18 protein-coding genes are annotated in these 15,174 nt (G+C 71.3%); 7 read left to right on the top strand and 11 right to left on the bottom strand.

Annotated elements, in window-relative coordinates:
• Together A3G1_RS0125010 and A3G1_RS0125005 are read left to right on the top strand one after the other, a co-directional pair.
• Positions 1-1,257, top strand: a complete 1,257-nt coding sequence (locus A3G1_RS0125010) for a hypothetical protein (protein ID WP_026212488.1) — start codon at positions 1-3, stop codon at positions 1,255-1,257.
• Positions 1,254-2,336 carry a S8 family serine peptidase gene (locus tag A3G1_RS0125005; protein WP_018352238.1) on the top strand — a complete coding sequence of 361 codons (1,083 nt, stop codon included), beginning with the start codon at positions 1,254-1,256 and terminating at the stop codon, positions 2,334-2,336. Before A3G1_RS0125010 ends, A3G1_RS0125005 begins: the two co-directional genes overlap by 4 nt.
• On the opposite strand, the gene A3G1_RS0125000 is transcribed toward A3G1_RS0125005, so the two are convergent.
• From A3G1_RS0125000 to A3G1_RS0124975, 6 genes are all read right to left on the bottom strand, one after another.
• Positions 2,307-2,702, bottom strand: coding sequence for a hypothetical protein (locus A3G1_RS0125000; protein ID WP_018352237.1), 396 nt, complete (start codon positions 2,700-2,702; stop codon positions 2,307-2,309). The genes A3G1_RS0125005 and A3G1_RS0125000 overlap by 30 nt on opposite strands.
• Complete coding sequence (locus A3G1_RS36750; protein ID WP_157641378.1) at positions 2,695-4,155, bottom strand: alpha/beta hydrolase; 1,461 nt, start codon at positions 4,153-4,155, stop codon at positions 2,695-2,697. The genes A3G1_RS0125000 and A3G1_RS36750 overlap by 8 nt, the downstream gene beginning before the upstream one ends.
• A complete protein-coding gene (locus A3G1_RS0124990) occupies positions 4,149-4,424 on the bottom strand; it encodes a type VII secretion target (RefSeq protein WP_018352235.1) in 276 nt (91 codons plus the stop codon). The genes A3G1_RS36750 and A3G1_RS0124990 overlap by 7 nt, the downstream gene beginning before the upstream one ends.
• Positions 4,425-4,468: 44 nt before the next feature.
• Positions 4,469-5,137 carry a hypothetical protein gene (locus A3G1_RS0124985; protein WP_018352234.1) on the bottom strand — a complete coding sequence of 223 codons (669 nt, stop codon included), beginning with the start codon at positions 5,135-5,137 and terminating at the stop codon, positions 4,469-4,471.
• A 150-nt stretch (positions 5,138-5,287) separates the two neighbouring features.
• The gene (locus A3G1_RS0124980; RefSeq protein ID WP_040479513.1) at positions 5,288-6,469 is read right to left on the bottom strand and encodes a MarP family serine protease; all 1,182 of its coding nucleotides are present in this window, start codon (positions 6,467-6,469) and stop codon (positions 5,288-5,290) included.
• 108 nt (positions 6,470-6,577) lie between these two features.
• Positions 6,578-7,054: an RrF2 family transcriptional regulator gene (locus tag A3G1_RS0124975; protein ID WP_026212487.1), complete on the bottom strand. Its 477-nt coding sequence runs from the start codon at positions 7,052-7,054 to the stop codon at positions 6,578-6,580.
• 85 nt (positions 7,055-7,139) lie between these two features.
• Here A3G1_RS0124975 and A3G1_RS0124970 point away from each other — a divergent pair, with 85 nt between their 5' ends.
• Positions 7,140-7,886, top strand: a complete 747-nt coding sequence (locus tag A3G1_RS0124970) for an SDR family oxidoreductase (protein ID WP_018352231.1) — start codon at positions 7,140-7,142, stop codon at positions 7,884-7,886.
• Positions 7,887-7,891: 5 nt separating this feature from the next.
• Here A3G1_RS0124970 and A3G1_RS36745 read toward each other — a convergent pair whose 3' ends face one another.
• From A3G1_RS36745 to A3G1_RS0124950, 4 genes are read right to left on the bottom strand one after another with little or no spacing between them, the layout of a single operon-like run.
• Positions 7,892-8,527 (bottom strand): NUDIX hydrolase, encoded by a 636-nt coding sequence (locus A3G1_RS36745; protein ID WP_018352230.1) that lies wholly within the window; start codon positions 8,525-8,527, stop codon positions 7,892-7,894.
• Positions 8,524-9,042 carry a TlpA disulfide reductase family protein gene (locus A3G1_RS0124960; protein ID WP_018352229.1) on the bottom strand — a complete coding sequence of 173 codons (519 nt, stop codon included), beginning with the start codon at positions 9,040-9,042 and terminating at the stop codon, positions 8,524-8,526. Before A3G1_RS0124960 ends, A3G1_RS36745 begins: the two co-directional genes overlap by 4 nt.
• Complete coding sequence (nth, locus tag A3G1_RS0124955) at positions 9,039-9,803, bottom strand: endonuclease III (protein WP_018352228.1); 765 nt, start codon at positions 9,801-9,803, stop codon at positions 9,039-9,041. The genes A3G1_RS0124960 and nth overlap by 4 nt, the downstream gene beginning before the upstream one ends.
• Positions 9,804-9,817: 14 nt before the next feature.
• Positions 9,818-10,963: a CapA family protein gene (locus A3G1_RS0124950; protein ID WP_018352227.1), complete on the bottom strand. Its 1,146-nt coding sequence runs from the start codon at positions 10,961-10,963 to the stop codon at positions 9,818-9,820.
• Positions 10,964-11,045: 82 nt separating this feature from the next.
• Between A3G1_RS0124950 and A3G1_RS0124945 the strand changes: the two genes are divergently transcribed.
• Positions 11,046-12,296 carry a Gfo/Idh/MocA family protein gene (locus A3G1_RS0124945; RefSeq protein ID WP_018352226.1) on the top strand — a complete coding sequence of 417 codons (1,251 nt, stop codon included), beginning with the start codon at positions 11,046-11,048 and terminating at the stop codon, positions 12,294-12,296.
• 49 nt (positions 12,297-12,345) lie between these two features.
• Here A3G1_RS0124945 and A3G1_RS0124940 read toward each other — a convergent pair whose 3' ends face one another.
• A complete protein-coding gene (locus A3G1_RS0124940; RefSeq protein ID WP_026212486.1) occupies positions 12,346-13,065 on the bottom strand; it encodes an adenosylcobinamide amidohydrolase in 720 nt (239 codons plus the stop codon).
• Between the two features lie 118 nt (positions 13,066-13,183).
• Between A3G1_RS0124940 and A3G1_RS0124935 the strand changes: the two genes are divergently transcribed.
• The 3 genes from A3G1_RS0124935 (at position 13,184) to A3G1_RS0124925 (ending at position 15,169) form a co-directional block, all read left to right on the top strand.
• Positions 13,184-13,861, top strand: a complete 678-nt coding sequence (locus A3G1_RS0124935; RefSeq protein WP_018352224.1) for a Crp/Fnr family transcriptional regulator — start codon at positions 13,184-13,186, stop codon at positions 13,859-13,861.
• 219 nt (positions 13,862-14,080) lie between these two features.
• Positions 14,081-14,587, top strand: coding sequence for an LppU/SCO3897 family protein (locus A3G1_RS0124930; protein ID WP_018352223.1), 507 nt, complete (start codon positions 14,081-14,083; stop codon positions 14,585-14,587).
• 123 nt (positions 14,588-14,710) lie between these two features.
• Positions 14,711-15,169: an LppU/SCO3897 family protein gene (locus tag A3G1_RS0124925; RefSeq protein WP_157641377.1), complete on the top strand. Its 459-nt coding sequence runs from the start codon at positions 14,711-14,713 to the stop codon at positions 15,167-15,169.
• Positions 15,170-15,174 lie beyond the last annotated feature (5 nt).

Raw genomic sequence — 15,174 nt, 5'->3', positions numbered from 1 at the left:
GTGGGCCCGTTCGAGGGGAAGACGGCCCCGCAGCTCGCCGCGATCATGGCCAGGGAGCACGCCGCGCCGAACATCGCCCAGGGCATGGCCTGGCGCTGGTACAGCGAGCTGCTCGACCTGCACCGCGACAGCCTGCGGCGGCACGCGGCCCAGCTCGCCGAGCGGTGGCCGCCGGAGCACAACGTCGCCGCGGCCGCATATCTGTCCAAACTGTACGAACTCATTCGCGCGCTCGATGCCGTCGCCGCCGACGCGACCGTGAACGGCGGGGCGCTGCTCGCGATCGCCGACGAGATCTCCGGTACACAGAAGCAGCTCGGGCGGGTCGCCGCCGACCGCGCCGGGCACGCGGCCGACAACGAGGACCTGACGGCGAAGCTCAACCCGTTCCACGAGAACCGGGTACCGGCCGACGACGAGCGGGCCCGGCAGATCATGGACGCGTTCAACCGGGCCAGCCTCGACACGTACGTGCGGATGCAGGTGCCGGACGAGTACGTGCCGCCCCGGCTCCGGCCCCGCGACCCCGACAACGCCGCGCTGCCGTTCGACGGGGGTGGCGGCGGGGGTGGCTGGCAGCCGCTGAGCCCGGTGGTGAACCCGAGCCCGGTACCTCCGGCGGTGCCGGCGCCTGCTCCGGTCGCTGCTGCTTACAGCCCGCCTGTTGGGCCTGTTGGTACGCCTGTTGGGGCCGGGCCTGTGGCCAGTACCGGGCCTGTTGTCCAGAGTGGAGCCCCGATTCAGCCGCCGCCCGCGCCCGCTCCACCAGCGCCAGCTCCTGTGGCGCCTGCCCCCGGGCCGGGACCGCAGGCCGGGCCTGCGTTGCCGATCACTGGTCCGGTGCCGCTGACCAGCCAGGGAACGGAGCGGGCAGCGGGGCCGCGTAAGACCGGGCTGCTCGACAACCTGCCTGCCCGGCGTACGGTTCCCGCGATGTTGGGCGGTACCGCTGGGCCTGGGTCCGGGTCCGGCGCGATTCAGGGTGCCCGGCCTGCGGTCAGCCGGCCAGCCGGGGTCGTGCCCGCCGTGCTCGGCGAGACCCCGAAGGTCACCCCGCCGCCACCCGCGCGGCAGCCGGCCACGGGGCCGAGTCCCCGGCCCGGCCGGTCGGGCGTGATCGGCGGGGAGGCGGAAGAACCGGGCGTCCGGTACAGCGAGGTGTACGAGGACGAGTTCTGGGGCAGGCCCGTCTCCGCCCCGGCTGTGATCACCGGCCCGGGTGAGCCTGCTCCGGGTACCGAGGGCGGGCGTTCGTGAGGCGAGCCCTCGCCGGGCTGGCCGCTGGGGTACTTCTGCTGGCTCTGCCAGTACCAGCGCAGGCCGATACCGTCCGGGATGGACAGTGGTACACAGGCGCGCTGCGGCTGGCCGACGTGCACAAGATCAGTCGTGGCGCCGGGGTCACGGTCGCTGTCATCGACTCTGGCGTGCACGCCAGCCATCCCGACCTGGCGGGCAACGTGCTGCCCGGGGCCGGGCCGGACGGCGGCGACCACGGCACGGGCGTGGCCTCGCTGGTCGCCGGGCACGGCCACGGGCCGGGTTCCGGGGACGGCGTGCTCGGCATCGCGCCGGAAGCGAAGGTGCTCGCGATCGGCCGGAGCACGTCCACTCTGGACCGTGGCATGGCCAGCGAGCAGGTACCGGCGGCGATCGACCAGGCCATCCAGGGCGGGGCGAAGGTCATCACGCTCGCGATGGGCGGGGTCGCGTCCACGGCTCTCGAACGAGCCATCCAGCGCGCCCAGGCCGCCGGCGTCGTGGTCGTGGCCGGCACCGGGAACACGACGGAGCCGGGGCTCGGCGGGGTCGAGTGGCCAGCCAGGTACCCGGGCGTCCTCGCTGTCACCGCCACCGGCCCCGACGGCCTGATCCACCCGGTCTCGGTGACCGGCCAGGGCGTCGTCCTCGCCGTACCGGGCGCGGAGCTGAACGTGGCCAGCGCACGCGGCGGGTACCGGAAGACCTCCGGCACCAGCCTGGCCACGGGCATCGCAGCCGGAGCGGTCGCCGTGCTCCGGGCCAGGTACCCGGACCTCACCGGCCCGGAGATCGTGAAGCGCCTGACGGCCACCGCGACAGACAAGGGTCCGTCCGGTGTGGACGACCAGTACGGGCACGGGGTGCTGGACCTGCTGGGTGCGCTCAATTGGGTACCGCCGGCGGGCACGACTTCGCCGGCGGCCGCCTCATCTGGCCCGGCTGTCCCGGTACGCCAGGAACAGGTTTGGCCCTGGGCGCTTGGTGCCGGGGTTGTGGTGGTGACACTTGCCGCCGGCGTGTGGCTGGCCGTCCGGCGGCGCCGCTCAGCCTTCCGGTACCGGGAAGCACGGTGATGCCGCCGACAGGTGAAGGTTGCCGTGGATGCCGGCCCCGGCCGTGAGCACGAAACCGTCCGGGGCCTGGAACACGAGGTCGGGGGCGATGTCGTCGCGGTCGTCGCGGACGATCAGGTACCCGAGGCCGGCCCAGTAGGAGTGCAGGATGTCGAGGACATACTCGGCGGCCTGTTCCGCGCGCAGGTCGTACGAGTGCTCCAGTTTGACGGCACCGGTGCTGCGGACCATGCCCTCGCACGGGAGCCGGGCCGCGAGCACCTGGTCGGCGCGCGTGCCCGGGCCGAGGAACGCGACGACGGCGTCCACGTGGAGCTGGATCCGGTCCACGGCCAGCTTCTCGTTGTGCGAGCGGCTCTCATCCATGTGCGTACCCCGTCACGATCTTGGCGATGTGCTTGCGCGACTGCGTGTTCTCGTCCCAGTACTGGGAATGGGCCGAGCCGTCGACGCCGACCGGGATGTCGACGTGCACGCCGAACAGGTCCACCGGCCGGGTCCTGACCAGCGGATTGCCCGGGTCGCTGGCGAAGGTCTGGCCGCCGAAGTCCGGCATGCTCGGGTTCTGGCCGAAGACCAGGTCCGGCGAGGGGTCGCCGATGTCGAGCTTGGGGCTGATCGCGTACTGGATCGGGTCGTTCTTCGCCGTCGTCGACCACACGTGCTCCGGGTCGATGCGCAGGTCACTCGCCCGGTCCACGCCGACGCCCGGGCTGCCGACGAAGACCAGCTCGTCGGCTGGCAGGCCACGATCCCTGGCCGCGAAGCCGACCGTGGTCGAGCCGTAGCTGTGCCCGAGGACAGTGTTGTGCGAGGGCGCGCCCTCGTGCGTCGCGCGCAGCCCCTGCTGGAACCGGGCCAGGTCACCGGAAGCCCCCGAGGCGTACGAACCGTGGACGGCGTCGGTGAGCTTGTCCGGCGCGTCATACCCCAGCCACAGGACCGCCGCTGTCCGCTTGCTGTTGTCGAGGGCGTTGGCGTCACGGGCCATCACTTCGGCTCGCGCGAGATCTCCGTTCATCTTGGACAGTTCTGATCCGGTACCCGGCACGTAGGTCAGCACGTTCGCCGCCTGGTCCGGGTCGCTGGTCGCCACGATCACCTTCCCGTCGCCGGCCGGGTCGAACCCGAGAACGAGCAGGTCGGGGCGGGCCCGGAACTTCGCGGCCCACGGCTCGGTGAGCGTGAGCCGGTTGGCCTGGTCGCGGGCTGCGGCCGGTACGCCGTCGAGCCAGCCGATCCGGCCCGGCTCCTCGCGGATCAGCCGCCCTCGCTCCTCTTCGGACAGTCCGGCCCACCAGGCGCGCACCTGCACGGGATCCGTACCCGGCCCCGGGATCGCCTGCCGCTTCTGCGTCACCGGAGCCGCGACCGGCATCAGCGCCGCCAGCCCAGCCGCCGTCCGGGTATCCGACTCGCGAGCCATCCGCAGCGCCCGGTCGAACTCGGCGGCGAACCCGTCGGCCTCACCCTCCGGCAAGCCACTGATCACGCCATCCGCGCTCACCGTGCCAGCCTTCGCGCGCACCTCGGCGACCGTGTCGCGCAGCAGGGCCTGAGCCTTCAGTACCTGCTCGCGGTGCGCGTCGAGGAGCTCGGCAGCCTTGCGCAGCGGGCCGGACGCCGACTCGGCGGCCCTGGGCAGCCCGCCGAGATGCCCCCTGGCTGCCGTCGCCGCCTTGCCCTGCCACGCGTGCAGCGGACGGGGCACCTCAGCCAGATCCTCGGCCCGGGACGCGAGCCGGCCAGCCAGCGCCCGCCACGCCGTACCCGAGAAGGCAGCCGGGTCCACCTCACGTAGTTGCGCGAACGTCACCATCGGCGGAAGACGCCGGTCGAGCGGCGGTCCGCGTCGTCGTACGCGCCTGCGGTCGTCTGCAGCTTGCCTGCCGCCTCCGCCGCCTGGCCGGCCAGCTCCGTGACCCGGGCCGCCCACGCCTCGGCGAGCGCCGAAGCCGCGGTGGAACTGGCCCAGCCGCCGGGGCCCGGGGGCGGCGCCGCCCGTACAACATCGATCTTGATCTTCTCGCTGACCGCCGTGAGCTGCCCGGCGGCCTGGCGCAGGTTCGCGGTGTCCACAGAGAACATTGCCGATGTATACCGACCCCGCGCAACCCGGCTACCTCAGCCGGCTACCTCTGCCGGCGTGACGGCCAGTCGTGCGGCCAGATGTCGGGCCAGTCGCGGGCGTCCTGGTGCCCGGTCATCCTCCGGGCATACCACTGAGCGGCCTCGGCGATGTCCAGCGTCGCCGAACCGAACCAGAAGTGCTTCACGAACGCAGCCGGTTGCGTGACATCGTGCGGGCCTTCGCCGGCACAGCCCGCGGCCTCGGCGGCTTCGGCGAACCAGAAGTAGACACGCCAGACCCAGCCGCCCCAGTTGTCGATGTCCGTGCTCGACCCGGCCGCGTGGGCGAGCCGGACACCGGCGGCCTCCCAGGCCGCGAAGGCCACGGCAGGGGCCGCCTCGGGGCCCGGCATCGGCAGCAGCTGGTCGAAGTGCCAGGCCACGTCCTCCAGCCAGTTCCGCCACCTGATCAGGCAGTTGGCGACCCGGGCGATGGTCTCGCCGGGCGTGGTGATCGAGTACATGTCGGTGCCCCAGAGCATCGACGATTCGCCGCCGTAGTCACCGGAGCCGATTCCCCAGGACCAGCCCGCCGCCCAGCGGCCGTACCGTTCCGCGAGGCCACGGCTGACGGCTCTGGACCATTCCCGGCTCTCCTGCGGATCGGCCTGCCAGCAGCTTCCCGAGGGGTGCGGGGAGGCTGCTGGGACCGGCAGCGCGACCGAGCGCACCGCCTCCAGAACACTTCCTCGATCGAACGGATATCGCGCCGGATCGTGATCCGACCAGGTGAACGGCCATTTGTCAGAGGCATCCGTGGTCATCGGCGGCGATCCTGCCAGCCGGGACCATGCCGGGCGACTACTTTTCGGTGACTACGGCTAGGCGCAGCTGCCCGTGGAGGTCGGGGTGGTCTTGGCCTTGCCGGCGTTGGCGACGTCGTTGGCTTCGGCTGCTGTGACGGCGAAGCCGGTGGTCTCGTCGTCGGCGGCCGCCGCGAAGATCACGCCGAACACGGTGCCGTTCGGGGAGATCAGCGGGCCGCCCGAGTTGCCGCTGCGGACCTCGGACCGGATCGTGTACACCTCGCGGACCACCGGGCCGGCACCGTAGATGTCCGGGCCCTTGATCTGGCGGACGTCGCGGACCCTGGCCGCCTTGGCGGTGTACGGCCCGTCGAGGGGGTAGCCGAGGACGATCGCGTCCTGGTCGTTCTGGCCCGGCTGCGCCGCCCAGGGCAGGGCCGGGGCCGTCAGGCCCGGGACGTGGATCACCGCGAGGTCCTTGGCCGGGTCGTACGCGACGACTGTCCCGGTCTGCCGCTTGCCCAGCGACTCCACGGAAATCTTCTTCGTACCCGCGACGACGTGCGCGTTCGTCATCACGTGCTCCGGCGCGTAGACGAAGCCGGAGCCCTCGATGCGGCGGGAGCAGCTCGGGGCGTCGCCCAGCACCTTGACGACCGAGCGCTGCACCCGCTGGACCACCTCGGACTTCGCCAGCCCGCTGTCCGGCGCGCGGACGTCGCGGACCTGGGTCGGCGCGAGGTCACCGAACACGTCAGGGAAGCCGTTGGTGTTCACGGTCGCGCGCAGCTTGTCGTACACACCGCGGACCGGCGACGGCATCGCGTCGTCGACCGTGCCGACGATCGCGCTGTGCCGGATCGCGCGCGACAGCCACGGAACGGACGACGAGGCCAGCGGCGCGGTCACCATCCACGCGACGAGCAGCACGGCCACAATGGACACCATCGCGCCGCCGATGTCGTCGAGAGCCTGGGCTCCGGCGCTGCGGATGCCGGAGCGGAGCTTCGTGCCGATCCAGGCGAACAGCGCCTGGCCGAGCAGGGCGATGACGAAGATGACGGCCAGCGAGGTCAGGACGCGCAGGCTCGGGCTCTCGAAGTACTCGGCGAGGGCCGGGGCGACCTGGAGGCCGAGGATCGCGCCGCCGAAGAACCCGACGAAGGACAACACGCCGATGACGAAGCCTTGCCTGTACCCGTTGATCGCGAACAACAGGGCGAGCAAGACCAGGATGATGTCCACTAGGCCGGGCATCTTGCCAGGCTATCTCGGCGGCGCAACGACCCGGCAGCCCGGCAGCCGTGGCGATCATGCCTGACCAGGCTGTTCCTCCCGCACGGGCGCCACACCCTGTCGGGTTTCCTACTCTCCCGCTCTCCCCAGCAGTGACCTGGTACGGGCTGGGGCCGTGGCCGGGATGTCACCGAGGACGCCGGCCAGTGTGACGGCCGCGAGGCTGGCCCGCCAGGCCTCGTGCGCCTCGGCCATCCTGACGGCGAGTACGCAGGTCTGCTGGCAGTCGGCGGCGGGCAGCGCGCCCGTGCCCCGCTGGCGGATCTCCCGGCACTCGTACGGGGCCGAGGTGCCGTCGACGGCCTCGACGATCGCGAGCAGCGTGATGTCCGCCGGGGACCTGGCCAGCCGGAAGCCGCCGCGCGGGCCGGTCGTCGCCATGAGCAGGCCTGCCCGGACGAGGGCCTGGAGCTGCTTGGCGAGATAGGCGGGCGGCAGGTCGTAGTACTCGGCGAGCTGGGCTGCCGAGGCGGTGGCGCCCGGCTCCAGCTGGGCGAGCGTGGTGGCGCAGTGCAGCATCCACTCGGTACTCACGGGCAGTTTCACAGCTCACACTCTATCGCAGATATTGCGGACCTTTTTAGTCCGAGATAGGGTTGGTCGCATCGATGATCAATCTGGGGGGAACGCCATGCGGATCGCAGTCGCCGGGGCAACGGGGAACATCGGCAAGCTCACCGCCGCCGTCCTGGAAGACGATGGCCATGACGTCGTCCGGATCAGCCGGTCGGCGGGCGTCGACCTCGTGACGGGCGCGGGGCTCGACAAGGCACTCGCCAGCGCCGACGCGGTCATCGACGTCACCAACGCCCCGCCCGCCGACCGGGACGGCACGATCGCGTATTTCGGCGCGGCGACCGGCAACCTCCTTGACGCCGGCGAGCGGGCCGGTGTCCGGCACCACGTCCTACTGTCGATCGCCGGTATGGACCGGATCGAGGGCAACGCGCACTACGCCGGCAAGCGCGAGCAGGAGCGGCTGGTCGAGGCCGGGGCGGTGCCGTGGACGATTCTCCCGGCCACCCAGTTCCACGACTTCGCTGGCATGGTCGCCGGCTGGACCGAGCAGGACGGGGTCGCGACGGTGCCGCCGCTGCTGCTCCAGCCGGTCGCACCCGCCGATGTGGCGGCGGTCCTCGCCCGGGTCGTGACCGGTGAGCCCGCCGGCCGGCGTGCCGACCTGGCCGGGCCGGAGCGGCAGGACATGGTCGACATGGCCCGCCGCACGCTTCAGGCCCAGGGCCGGACGGTCCGGCTCGTCCCCACCTGGGACGGCGGGATCTTCGGCGTCGAGATGGCCGGCAACGTACTGCTGCCCGGAGAGGGCGCGCAGATCGCGCCGACGACGTTCGACGAGTGGCTCGCGACGGTGAGGTAACCCCGTTAGAGATCCCGGATCTGGCCCTTGTCCCAGGGCAGGGCCCAGCCGGCGAAGTCGAGCAACGTGGACAGCACGGTGGCCGTGAACCCCCAGACCACCATCCCCTCCACGCCGAACGCCGGTCCCATCCAGCCGCTCGCGTGCCTGACCCGGAAGCGGTTGGCCGGGTCGGCGAGTTCCGCGATCGGTACCCGGGCGACCCTGGCGACCTCCGCCGGGTCCACCGGGCCGACCGGGTGGGGGCTGTGCCACCAGGCGAGCACCGGGGTGACCACGTAGTCCGTGACGGGAATCCAGATCGGCGGGAGCTGGGAGGTGACCCGCACGCTGTCCCGGTGCAGGCCGACCTCCTCCTCGGCCTCGCGCAGCGCCGTGACGACCGGGTCGTGTTCGCCCTCGTCCGCGACGCCACCCGGGAAGGCCGGCTGGCCCGCGTGCCTGCGCAGGGTCGCGGCTCGTTCGAGGAGCAGGACTTCCGGGCCCTCGGCGAGCAGGATCAGCACGGCGCTGCGCCTGCCGCCCTGCTCGGGGCGGGCGTAGCGGACGAAGTCCGAGGCCTTCGCGCTCTGCACGCGTTCGACCAGGGGGCTCAGCCACTCCGGCAGCCCCTCCACCGGCGTACCCGCGCTCGCTGTCACAGCTTCTCCTCGACCAGCTTGGCCAGCGTCGCGTCGTCGAGCGCCGCGCCGGTGTAGGTGTGCACGGTCTTACCGTCCCTGTCGACGAACAGCGTGATCGGCAGGAAGGACTTGCCGGTGCTCTTATGGACCTTGCCCTCCGGGTCGTACAGCGCCGGGAAGGTCACGCCGAGGTCCTTGGCCGTGCTGAGCGCCCGGGAACGATCGTCCAGTGTGACCACTCCGATGACCTTCACCTTGCCCTGGTCGGCGAGGCGCTGGAACGCGGGGAGTTCCTGACGGCACGGGGCGCACCAGGACGCCCACAGGTTCACGACGGCCGGGCCCTGGATGGTCGACTGTGCCCCGCCGGTGAAGCAGGGCAACTCGGTGCCCGATCCGCTCTTCGGGTCACACGTCTTGAACCAGGTTTCCTCGTTCGCGGCGGGCTTTCCCTTGTCCGTTGAGGTGCCGGTGCAGCCGGCGAGGGCGAGCGCGGCGAGGACAGCGAGTGCCCGCTGTAAGCCGGGCCTCACAGCTCGGCTCCGGGCAGCTCGACTCCGGCCCGCGCCGCGAGTTCGGCGGCCCGGTCGCCTTTGAGGAGCTTGACGGCGATGGCCGGGTCGGTGGGGCCCGTGCCGTACGAGGGGCACATGCTCGCGAGGGAGCACGCTCCGCAGGCCGGCTTGCGGGCCTGGCAGACCCGGCGGCCGTGGAAGATGATCCGGTGGGACAGCATCGTCCACTCCCGCCGCTCGATCAGCTTCCCGACCTCGAACTCGATCTTCACTGGGTCGGTCGCCGTAGTCCACTTCCACCGGCTCGCCAGCCGCTGGAAGTGGGTGTCGATCGTGAGCCCCGGTACGCCGAAAGCATTGCCCAGCACCACGTTGGCGGTCTTGCGGCCGACGCCCGGCAGGGTGATCAGCTCTTCCATCGTGCCGGGCAGCTCTCCGCCGAACCGGTCGGTCAGCGTCTGGCCGAGCCCGATCAGCGAGTTGGCCTTGTTCCGGAAGAAGCCGGTCGGCCGGATCAGTTCCTCCAGCTCCGACCGGTCGGCCGCCGCGTAGTCAGCGGCCGTCCTGTACCTGGCGAACAGGGCCGGAGTGGTCAGGTTGACCCGGACATCCGTGCACTGCGCGGACAGCACCACCGCGACGGTCAGCTCCAGCGGATTGGTGTAGTCGAGTTCGCAGTGCGCGTCCGGGTGCAGCTCGGCCAGCTCCCGGGAGATCCTCCGCGCCCGCCGCTTGAGGGCGAGCGGCGACTCAGGCTGCTGTTGTCCGCGAGATGCCACGGTAAGGAAGCCTACTACTGGGGGCTCAGTGACCCGTCCTCAGCGATCTTCGGCGCGCTCGCCTTGAGGTCGGCCTGCGAGAGGTCGCGGACCATCTTGATCGCCTGCTTCTTCGGGTCGGCCGCCGGGTATCCGCCGTCGACCATCACGGTCGGGACGAGCTTCCCGCTGACCCAGCTGCCGTCGGGGCGCAGGGTCGCGGAGACGATCCCGCCGACGCCGTTCGGGCCGGAGGACGCGAGGACCTTGTAGCCGGCGAAGTTGCCCATCGAGTACGCGATGAGCCTGCCCTTGTAGAACTCCATCCCGCGCAGCACGTGCGGGCCGTGCCCGATGATCAGGTCGGCTCCGGCGTCGACCATCGCGCGGGCGAAGGCGACCGGGTCGCCGCGGTTCTCGCCGAGGAACATCTCGGTTCCCGGCTTGACGTGCGTGTACTGCGGCCCCTCTGCCCCGATCTGCATCTGGACCACGACGAGCTGGGCCTGCTGCTTGGCCTTGGCGACGAGCTGGGCTGCCTTCGGGATGTCGAGCAGCGAGTTGTGCTGCGGGTAGGGCGCGAAGCCCAGCACGGCGACCTTGACGCCCTTGGCTTCCATGACGGTGATCTCGCCGATCCCGCCGGTCGCCTTGATCCCCTGCGCGTCGAGGGCCTTGCGGGTGCTGGCCAGGCCGGAGGGGCCCTGGTCGAGGGTGTGGTTGTTGGCGACGTTCATGAGCTGGAAGCCGGCCGCCTTGAGGTGCCCGGCGTAGCTCGGGGGTAACCAGAACTGGCCGCAGCCACCGCCCGGCCCGCACTTCTTGTACCCGGTGTCCTCCGCGAACGGCGTCTCCAGGTTCCCCATGATCAGGTCGCCGGTCAGCTCGACGCGCTTGAAGAAGTCCTTGCCGCCGTTGGCTGGCAGCGAGCCCGGCAGGGTACCCATGATCACGTCGCCGGTGCCGGTGATCGTGATGGCCTGCCCCTGGTCAGCGCTGGCCTTCTCGGGTGACCGGCCGGGGGCTGGGCTCTCGCCCTTCTGGTCGGCGGCGACCGGGACGGGGCTCGCCTCGCTGCCGGAGGTGCGCAGCAGGCCCCAGGTGACCGCGCCGACGCCGGCCACCATGACGAGGACCAGGCCGGCCAGCAGCCATTTCTGGCGTGCCGGGCGCTTTGCCATGATCTGCCCCTTCCATCGATCACCGAGAATGGCAGCAGCCTAGCCCCTGGCCTTTCCGCAAAAGTTCAGCAATACTCGCCGGGTGTCGCAGATAACGATCGCCATCGCCGGAGCTGGCAGCCGTGGAGGTTCCTACGCCGACTGGGTGCTCCGGCATCCGGACCAGGCCAGGGTGGTCGCGGTGGCCGAGCCGCGCGCCGCGTACCGGGAGCCGATCGTCGCCGCCCACGGGGCTGCCGGGTACTCCGGCTGGCGGGAGATGCTGGAGTCCGGGCTCGCGTCCGGCAAGAAGATCGCCGATGCCGTGGCCATCTGTACCCAGGACGCCGACCACCTGGAGCCCGCGCTGGCCTTCGCCGCCGCCGGGTACCACATCCTGCTGGAGAAGCCGATCGCACCGACCGCCGACGAGTGCCGCCGGATCGTCGACGCCACGGAGAAGGCTGGCGTGATGCTGGCCGTGTGCCACGTGCTGAGGTACACGCCGTACACGACGCTGGTGAAGGAGGCCGTGCGGCGGATCGGCGACATCGTCAGCATCCAGCACCTCGAACCGGTCGGCTTCTGGCACCAGGCCCACTCGTTCGTGCGCGGCAACTGGCGCAACACCGCCGAGTCGGCGTTCATGCTGCTGGCCAAGTCCTGCCACGACATCGACTGGCTGCAGTACGTGGCCGGCCGGCCCATCACCCGTGTCTCCAGCTTCGGCGGGCTCGCCCACTTCCGGCGTGAGCACCAGCCGGCCGGGGCCGCAGACCGGTGCACGGACTGCGCGCTGACCGACTGCGCCTACGACGCGCGGAAGATCTACCACGGCTTCTACGAGGCCGGTAAGCGCGGCTGGCCGCTGACCATCCTCACGCCGTCACCGACCCCGGCCACGATCGACGAGGCGCTGGCGGAGGGACCGTACGGGCGCTGCGTCTACGCGTGCGACAACGACGTGGTCGACCACCAGGTCGTCACGCTGGAGTTCGAGGGCGGCATCTCGGGCACGTTCACGATGACGGCCTTCACGGAGGCTGCGCACCGCAAGACCCGCATCTTCGGTACCCGGGGCGAGCTCGAAGGCGACGGCCACGTCGTCCGCGTCTTCGACTTCCTCACCGGCGAGTGGCAGGAGTACGACTCGCGGGCGATCGGCGACGCGCACGCGGGCGGCGGCCACGGCGGCGGGGACGACGGCATCATGGCCGCGTTCACGGAGGCGATCCGCACGGGCGACCCGTCCGTCATCCGCAGCGGTGGCGAGGAGTCCCTGAACTCCCACCTGGCCGTCTTCGCCGCCGAGCACGCCCGGCTACACGGGACGGTGGAGACGGTCACGCGGTAGAGATCGTGGGACCCCTCAAGTCGCTATAGCGACTTGAGGGGTCCCACGATCACGGTTGCCAGGCGCGCGGATTCGCCAGCCAGTCCTTTCCGGCTGCCATGATCGCGGCGTGCACGGCGCGGGCCAGCCGGGCTCCCCAGGCCGACCTCGGGCCGCCGTACGGCTCGGCCGGGCCGTCGAGCGGGCAGAACAGCGCCACAGCGTCGCTCGCCGTACCGGTCGCCTCGATGCCCAGCTCCCACATCGCCTGTGCCTTGGCCTCGGCGACGGTCGCGACGGCGTTCACGAGTGCGGCATCGCCGAGCCGGACGGGCAGGAAGCCGACCAGGTTGACCGTGCCGGGCCGGTACGCCCCGCCCGGGTCCCCCACGTTGTTCCCCAGCACCGGAACACCCGGCTGCACGTCCTCGCCCGTACGCGGCCGTAGCCGCCTGAGGTGACCGTCCGGGGCTGCGGCCCAGGCCGGGCTTCCCAGGCCGACCGTCGCCGACACGCTGACGCCGCCGTCCTCGGCTGTCACCGCGTCGCGGACGTCGACGCCGGTCATCAGCCCGGTACCGGGGCCGGCCAGCCCCAGTGCCGCGCCCAGTTCGGCGAGGTGGGTGCCGGGGTCGTCGCGGTCGTAGGACATCGGGACGCTCGCGTTGAGGGCCCAGTGCCGCTCGCCGAGGCCGCCGCCGAGGGTGCCGGAGGAGATGCCGAGCAGAGGGCGCCGGAAATTCCAGTACAAAATGGGCATTTCTTGGCCCGTGGCGAGCTGTGCTTGCATGTCCGCCATCGTCCGGCACGGCACGAACGACCTTGATCGTGGGTGCTGGCTCGTTTCCGGCAGCCATGCGCCTAGACTCGACTCGCGCGGGCAGACGCGCGGGTGGAGGTTGCAGACGATGGATGAGGTACTGGGTCGCAGCGGGATCTTCCAGGGGGTTGATCCGGAAGCCGCCGAGGCACTCGCGAAAGAGCTGGACTACATCGACGTCCGCAAGGGTGACGTCGTCTTCAGCGAAGGTGAGCCCGGGGACAGCCTGTACATCGTGCTGTCCGGCAAGGTGAAGCTCGGCCGGCGCGCGGTGGACGGCAGGCAGAACCTGATCGCCATCATGGGCCCGAGCGACATGATGGGTGAGCTGTCGCTGTTCGACCCCGGCCCGCGCACGGCCACCGCGACGGCCGTCACGGACACCCGGATGGCCCGGCTGCGCAAGCAGGCCCTGCGGCCGTGGCTGCACAACCGGCCGGAGATCGCCGAGCAGCTGCTGCGGGTCCTGGCCCGCCGCCTGCGCCGGACCAACGACGCGCTCGCCGACCTGATCTTCACGGACGTGCCCGGCCGGGTCGCCAAGAACCTGCTGCAGATGGCCAGCCGGTTCGGCACCCGCGACGGCGGCGTCCTGCGGGTCACCCACGACCTGACGCAGGAGGAGCTGGCCCAGCTGGTCGGCGCCTCCCGCGAGACGGTCAACAAGGCCCTCGCGGACTTCGCGTCCCGTGGCTGGCTCCGGCTCGACGGCAAGAGCGTGATCATCCTCGACCCCGAGCGCCTGGCCCGCCGCGCCCGGGTCTGATCACCGCACAGTTTCACCACAGGGGCCTGCCGATCCGGCGGGCCCCTGTGCCATGCCCAACCCCTTTTCCTGTTACTAGCCGCCGGGCCACCACACCTCCTGGCTGGCGCTCCCCCGTCCGGACGAGCGACATACTGGACAATCGGCTGAGGCAAGCAAACATCCGGCTCACCGGCTAGAGTCATCCGGCTTCAACCACTCAGCCAGGAGACTCACCCGATGTCCGATCCCAGCCCGTCCGCCCCTGGGGCAGCCCAGCAGCCGGTACCACCGCCCTCCCCGACGACGATCGCTACGGCCGCGGGGGCCGTAGCGGTCCTCACCAGACAGCCCGAGCCCACCGTGCCGCCGGCCGCACCGAGCACACCAGCGAAGACTCCCGAGCCGCAGAGCCAGACGTGGAAGACGCGCGCTCTCGCGATCGGCATCGTGGTCGTCCTCGCCGTCGTGGCGGTCAGGATGTTCCAGGGCGATGACGGCAGGGCGCCCGTCGTCGGCGACTGCCTGCCCGGGGACCGGAGCTACCGGCAGATCCCCCTCGTGGCGTGCGCCGACGCCACGGCGGTGTGGAGGGTGGCCGGCATCGTCAAGGACAAGCCACGCGTCGCCGCCTACCAGGCCGACATCTGCGAGGCCTTCCCCGATATCGAGAGCACGGAGTGGAGCAGGACCTCGGACTCCAGCGGCACGGGCGACGTCTACTGCCTCACCCTGGCCAAGAAGTAGCCCTCCGGCACCTGTCCGGTACCCGGCGTGTCCCTCGCCGAGCCGGCCGCCAGTCCCCGCAGGCGGCCGGCTCCGTGAGGGGCTAGAGTCATCCGGCTCACCCCTCACAGCCGGGAGTCCTCCGTGTCCGATCCCCACGCCGCGCCGAACCCTGCCCAGCAGCCGGCCCCCGCCTCCGCCACTCAGCCGGAGTTCCCGCCGCCGGCCGCACCGGTTCCAGCAGCCACGCCCGCTCCTGCTCCCGCCAGGAAGGGCATGTCGAAGAAGCTGCGCAGCATCGCGGGCATCGTCGTGTTCATCGTCGTGGCCGTGGCCGTCAAGATGTACCTGCGCAGCAGTGGCGGCGACGACGCCACCGTCGGTGACTGCATCGCCGAAGGCAAGGGCACCGCGCTCACCGTCGTGGCCTGCGACGACGCCAAGGCCCAGTGGAAGGTGGCCGGCATCGTCAAGGACATCGAGAAGCCCGGCGCCACCGAGGGCAAGGTGTGCCAGGCCTTCCCGGCGACCGAGACGTTCGGCTGGCGCAAGACCTCCGGCGACAAGGGCGACGTCATGTGCCTCGCCCCGAACAGCAAGTAGTCTCC

The organism is Longispora albida DSM 44784 (assembly GCF_000379825.1).
Lineage (GTDB): Bacteria > Actinomycetota > Actinomycetes > Mycobacteriales > Micromonosporaceae > Longispora > Longispora albida.
Note: the sequence above shows the minus strand (reverse complement) of the source record. Positions and strands in the feature narration are given on the sequence as shown.

Coding starts and splice junctions, on each gene's coding strand:
- A3G1_RS36750 (WP_157641378.1), bottom strand. CDS start 4,155: ATGGTGACGTTCGCGCAACTACGTGAGGTGGACCCGGCTGCCTTCTCG.
- A3G1_RS0124970 (WP_018352231.1), top strand. CDS start 7,140: ATGCGGATCGCAGTCGCCGGGGCAACGGGGAACATCGGCAAGCTCACC.
- A3G1_RS0124950 (WP_018352227.1), bottom strand. CDS start 10,963: ATGGCAAAGCGCCCGGCACGCCAGAAATGGCTGCTGGCCGGCCTGGTC.
- A3G1_RS0125000 (WP_018352237.1), bottom strand. CDS start 2,702: ATGGATGAGAGCCGCTCGCACAACGAGAAGCTGGCCGTGGACCGGATC.
- A3G1_RS0124930 (WP_018352223.1), top strand. CDS start 14,081: ATGTCCGATCCCAGCCCGTCCGCCCCTGGGGCAGCCCAGCAGCCGGTA.
- A3G1_RS0124980 (WP_040479513.1), bottom strand. CDS start 6,469: ATGCCCGGCCTAGTGGACATCATCCTGGTCTTGCTCGCCCTGTTGTTC.
- A3G1_RS0124940 (WP_026212486.1), bottom strand. CDS start 13,065: ATGCAAGCACAGCTCGCCACGGGCCAAGAAATGCCCATTTTGTACTGG.
- A3G1_RS0124935 (WP_018352224.1), top strand. CDS start 13,184: ATGGATGAGGTACTGGGTCGCAGCGGGATCTTCCAGGGGGTTGATCCG.
- A3G1_RS0124990 (WP_018352235.1), bottom strand. CDS start 4,424: ATGTTCTCTGTGGACACCGCGAACCTGCGCCAGGCCGCCGGGCAGCTC.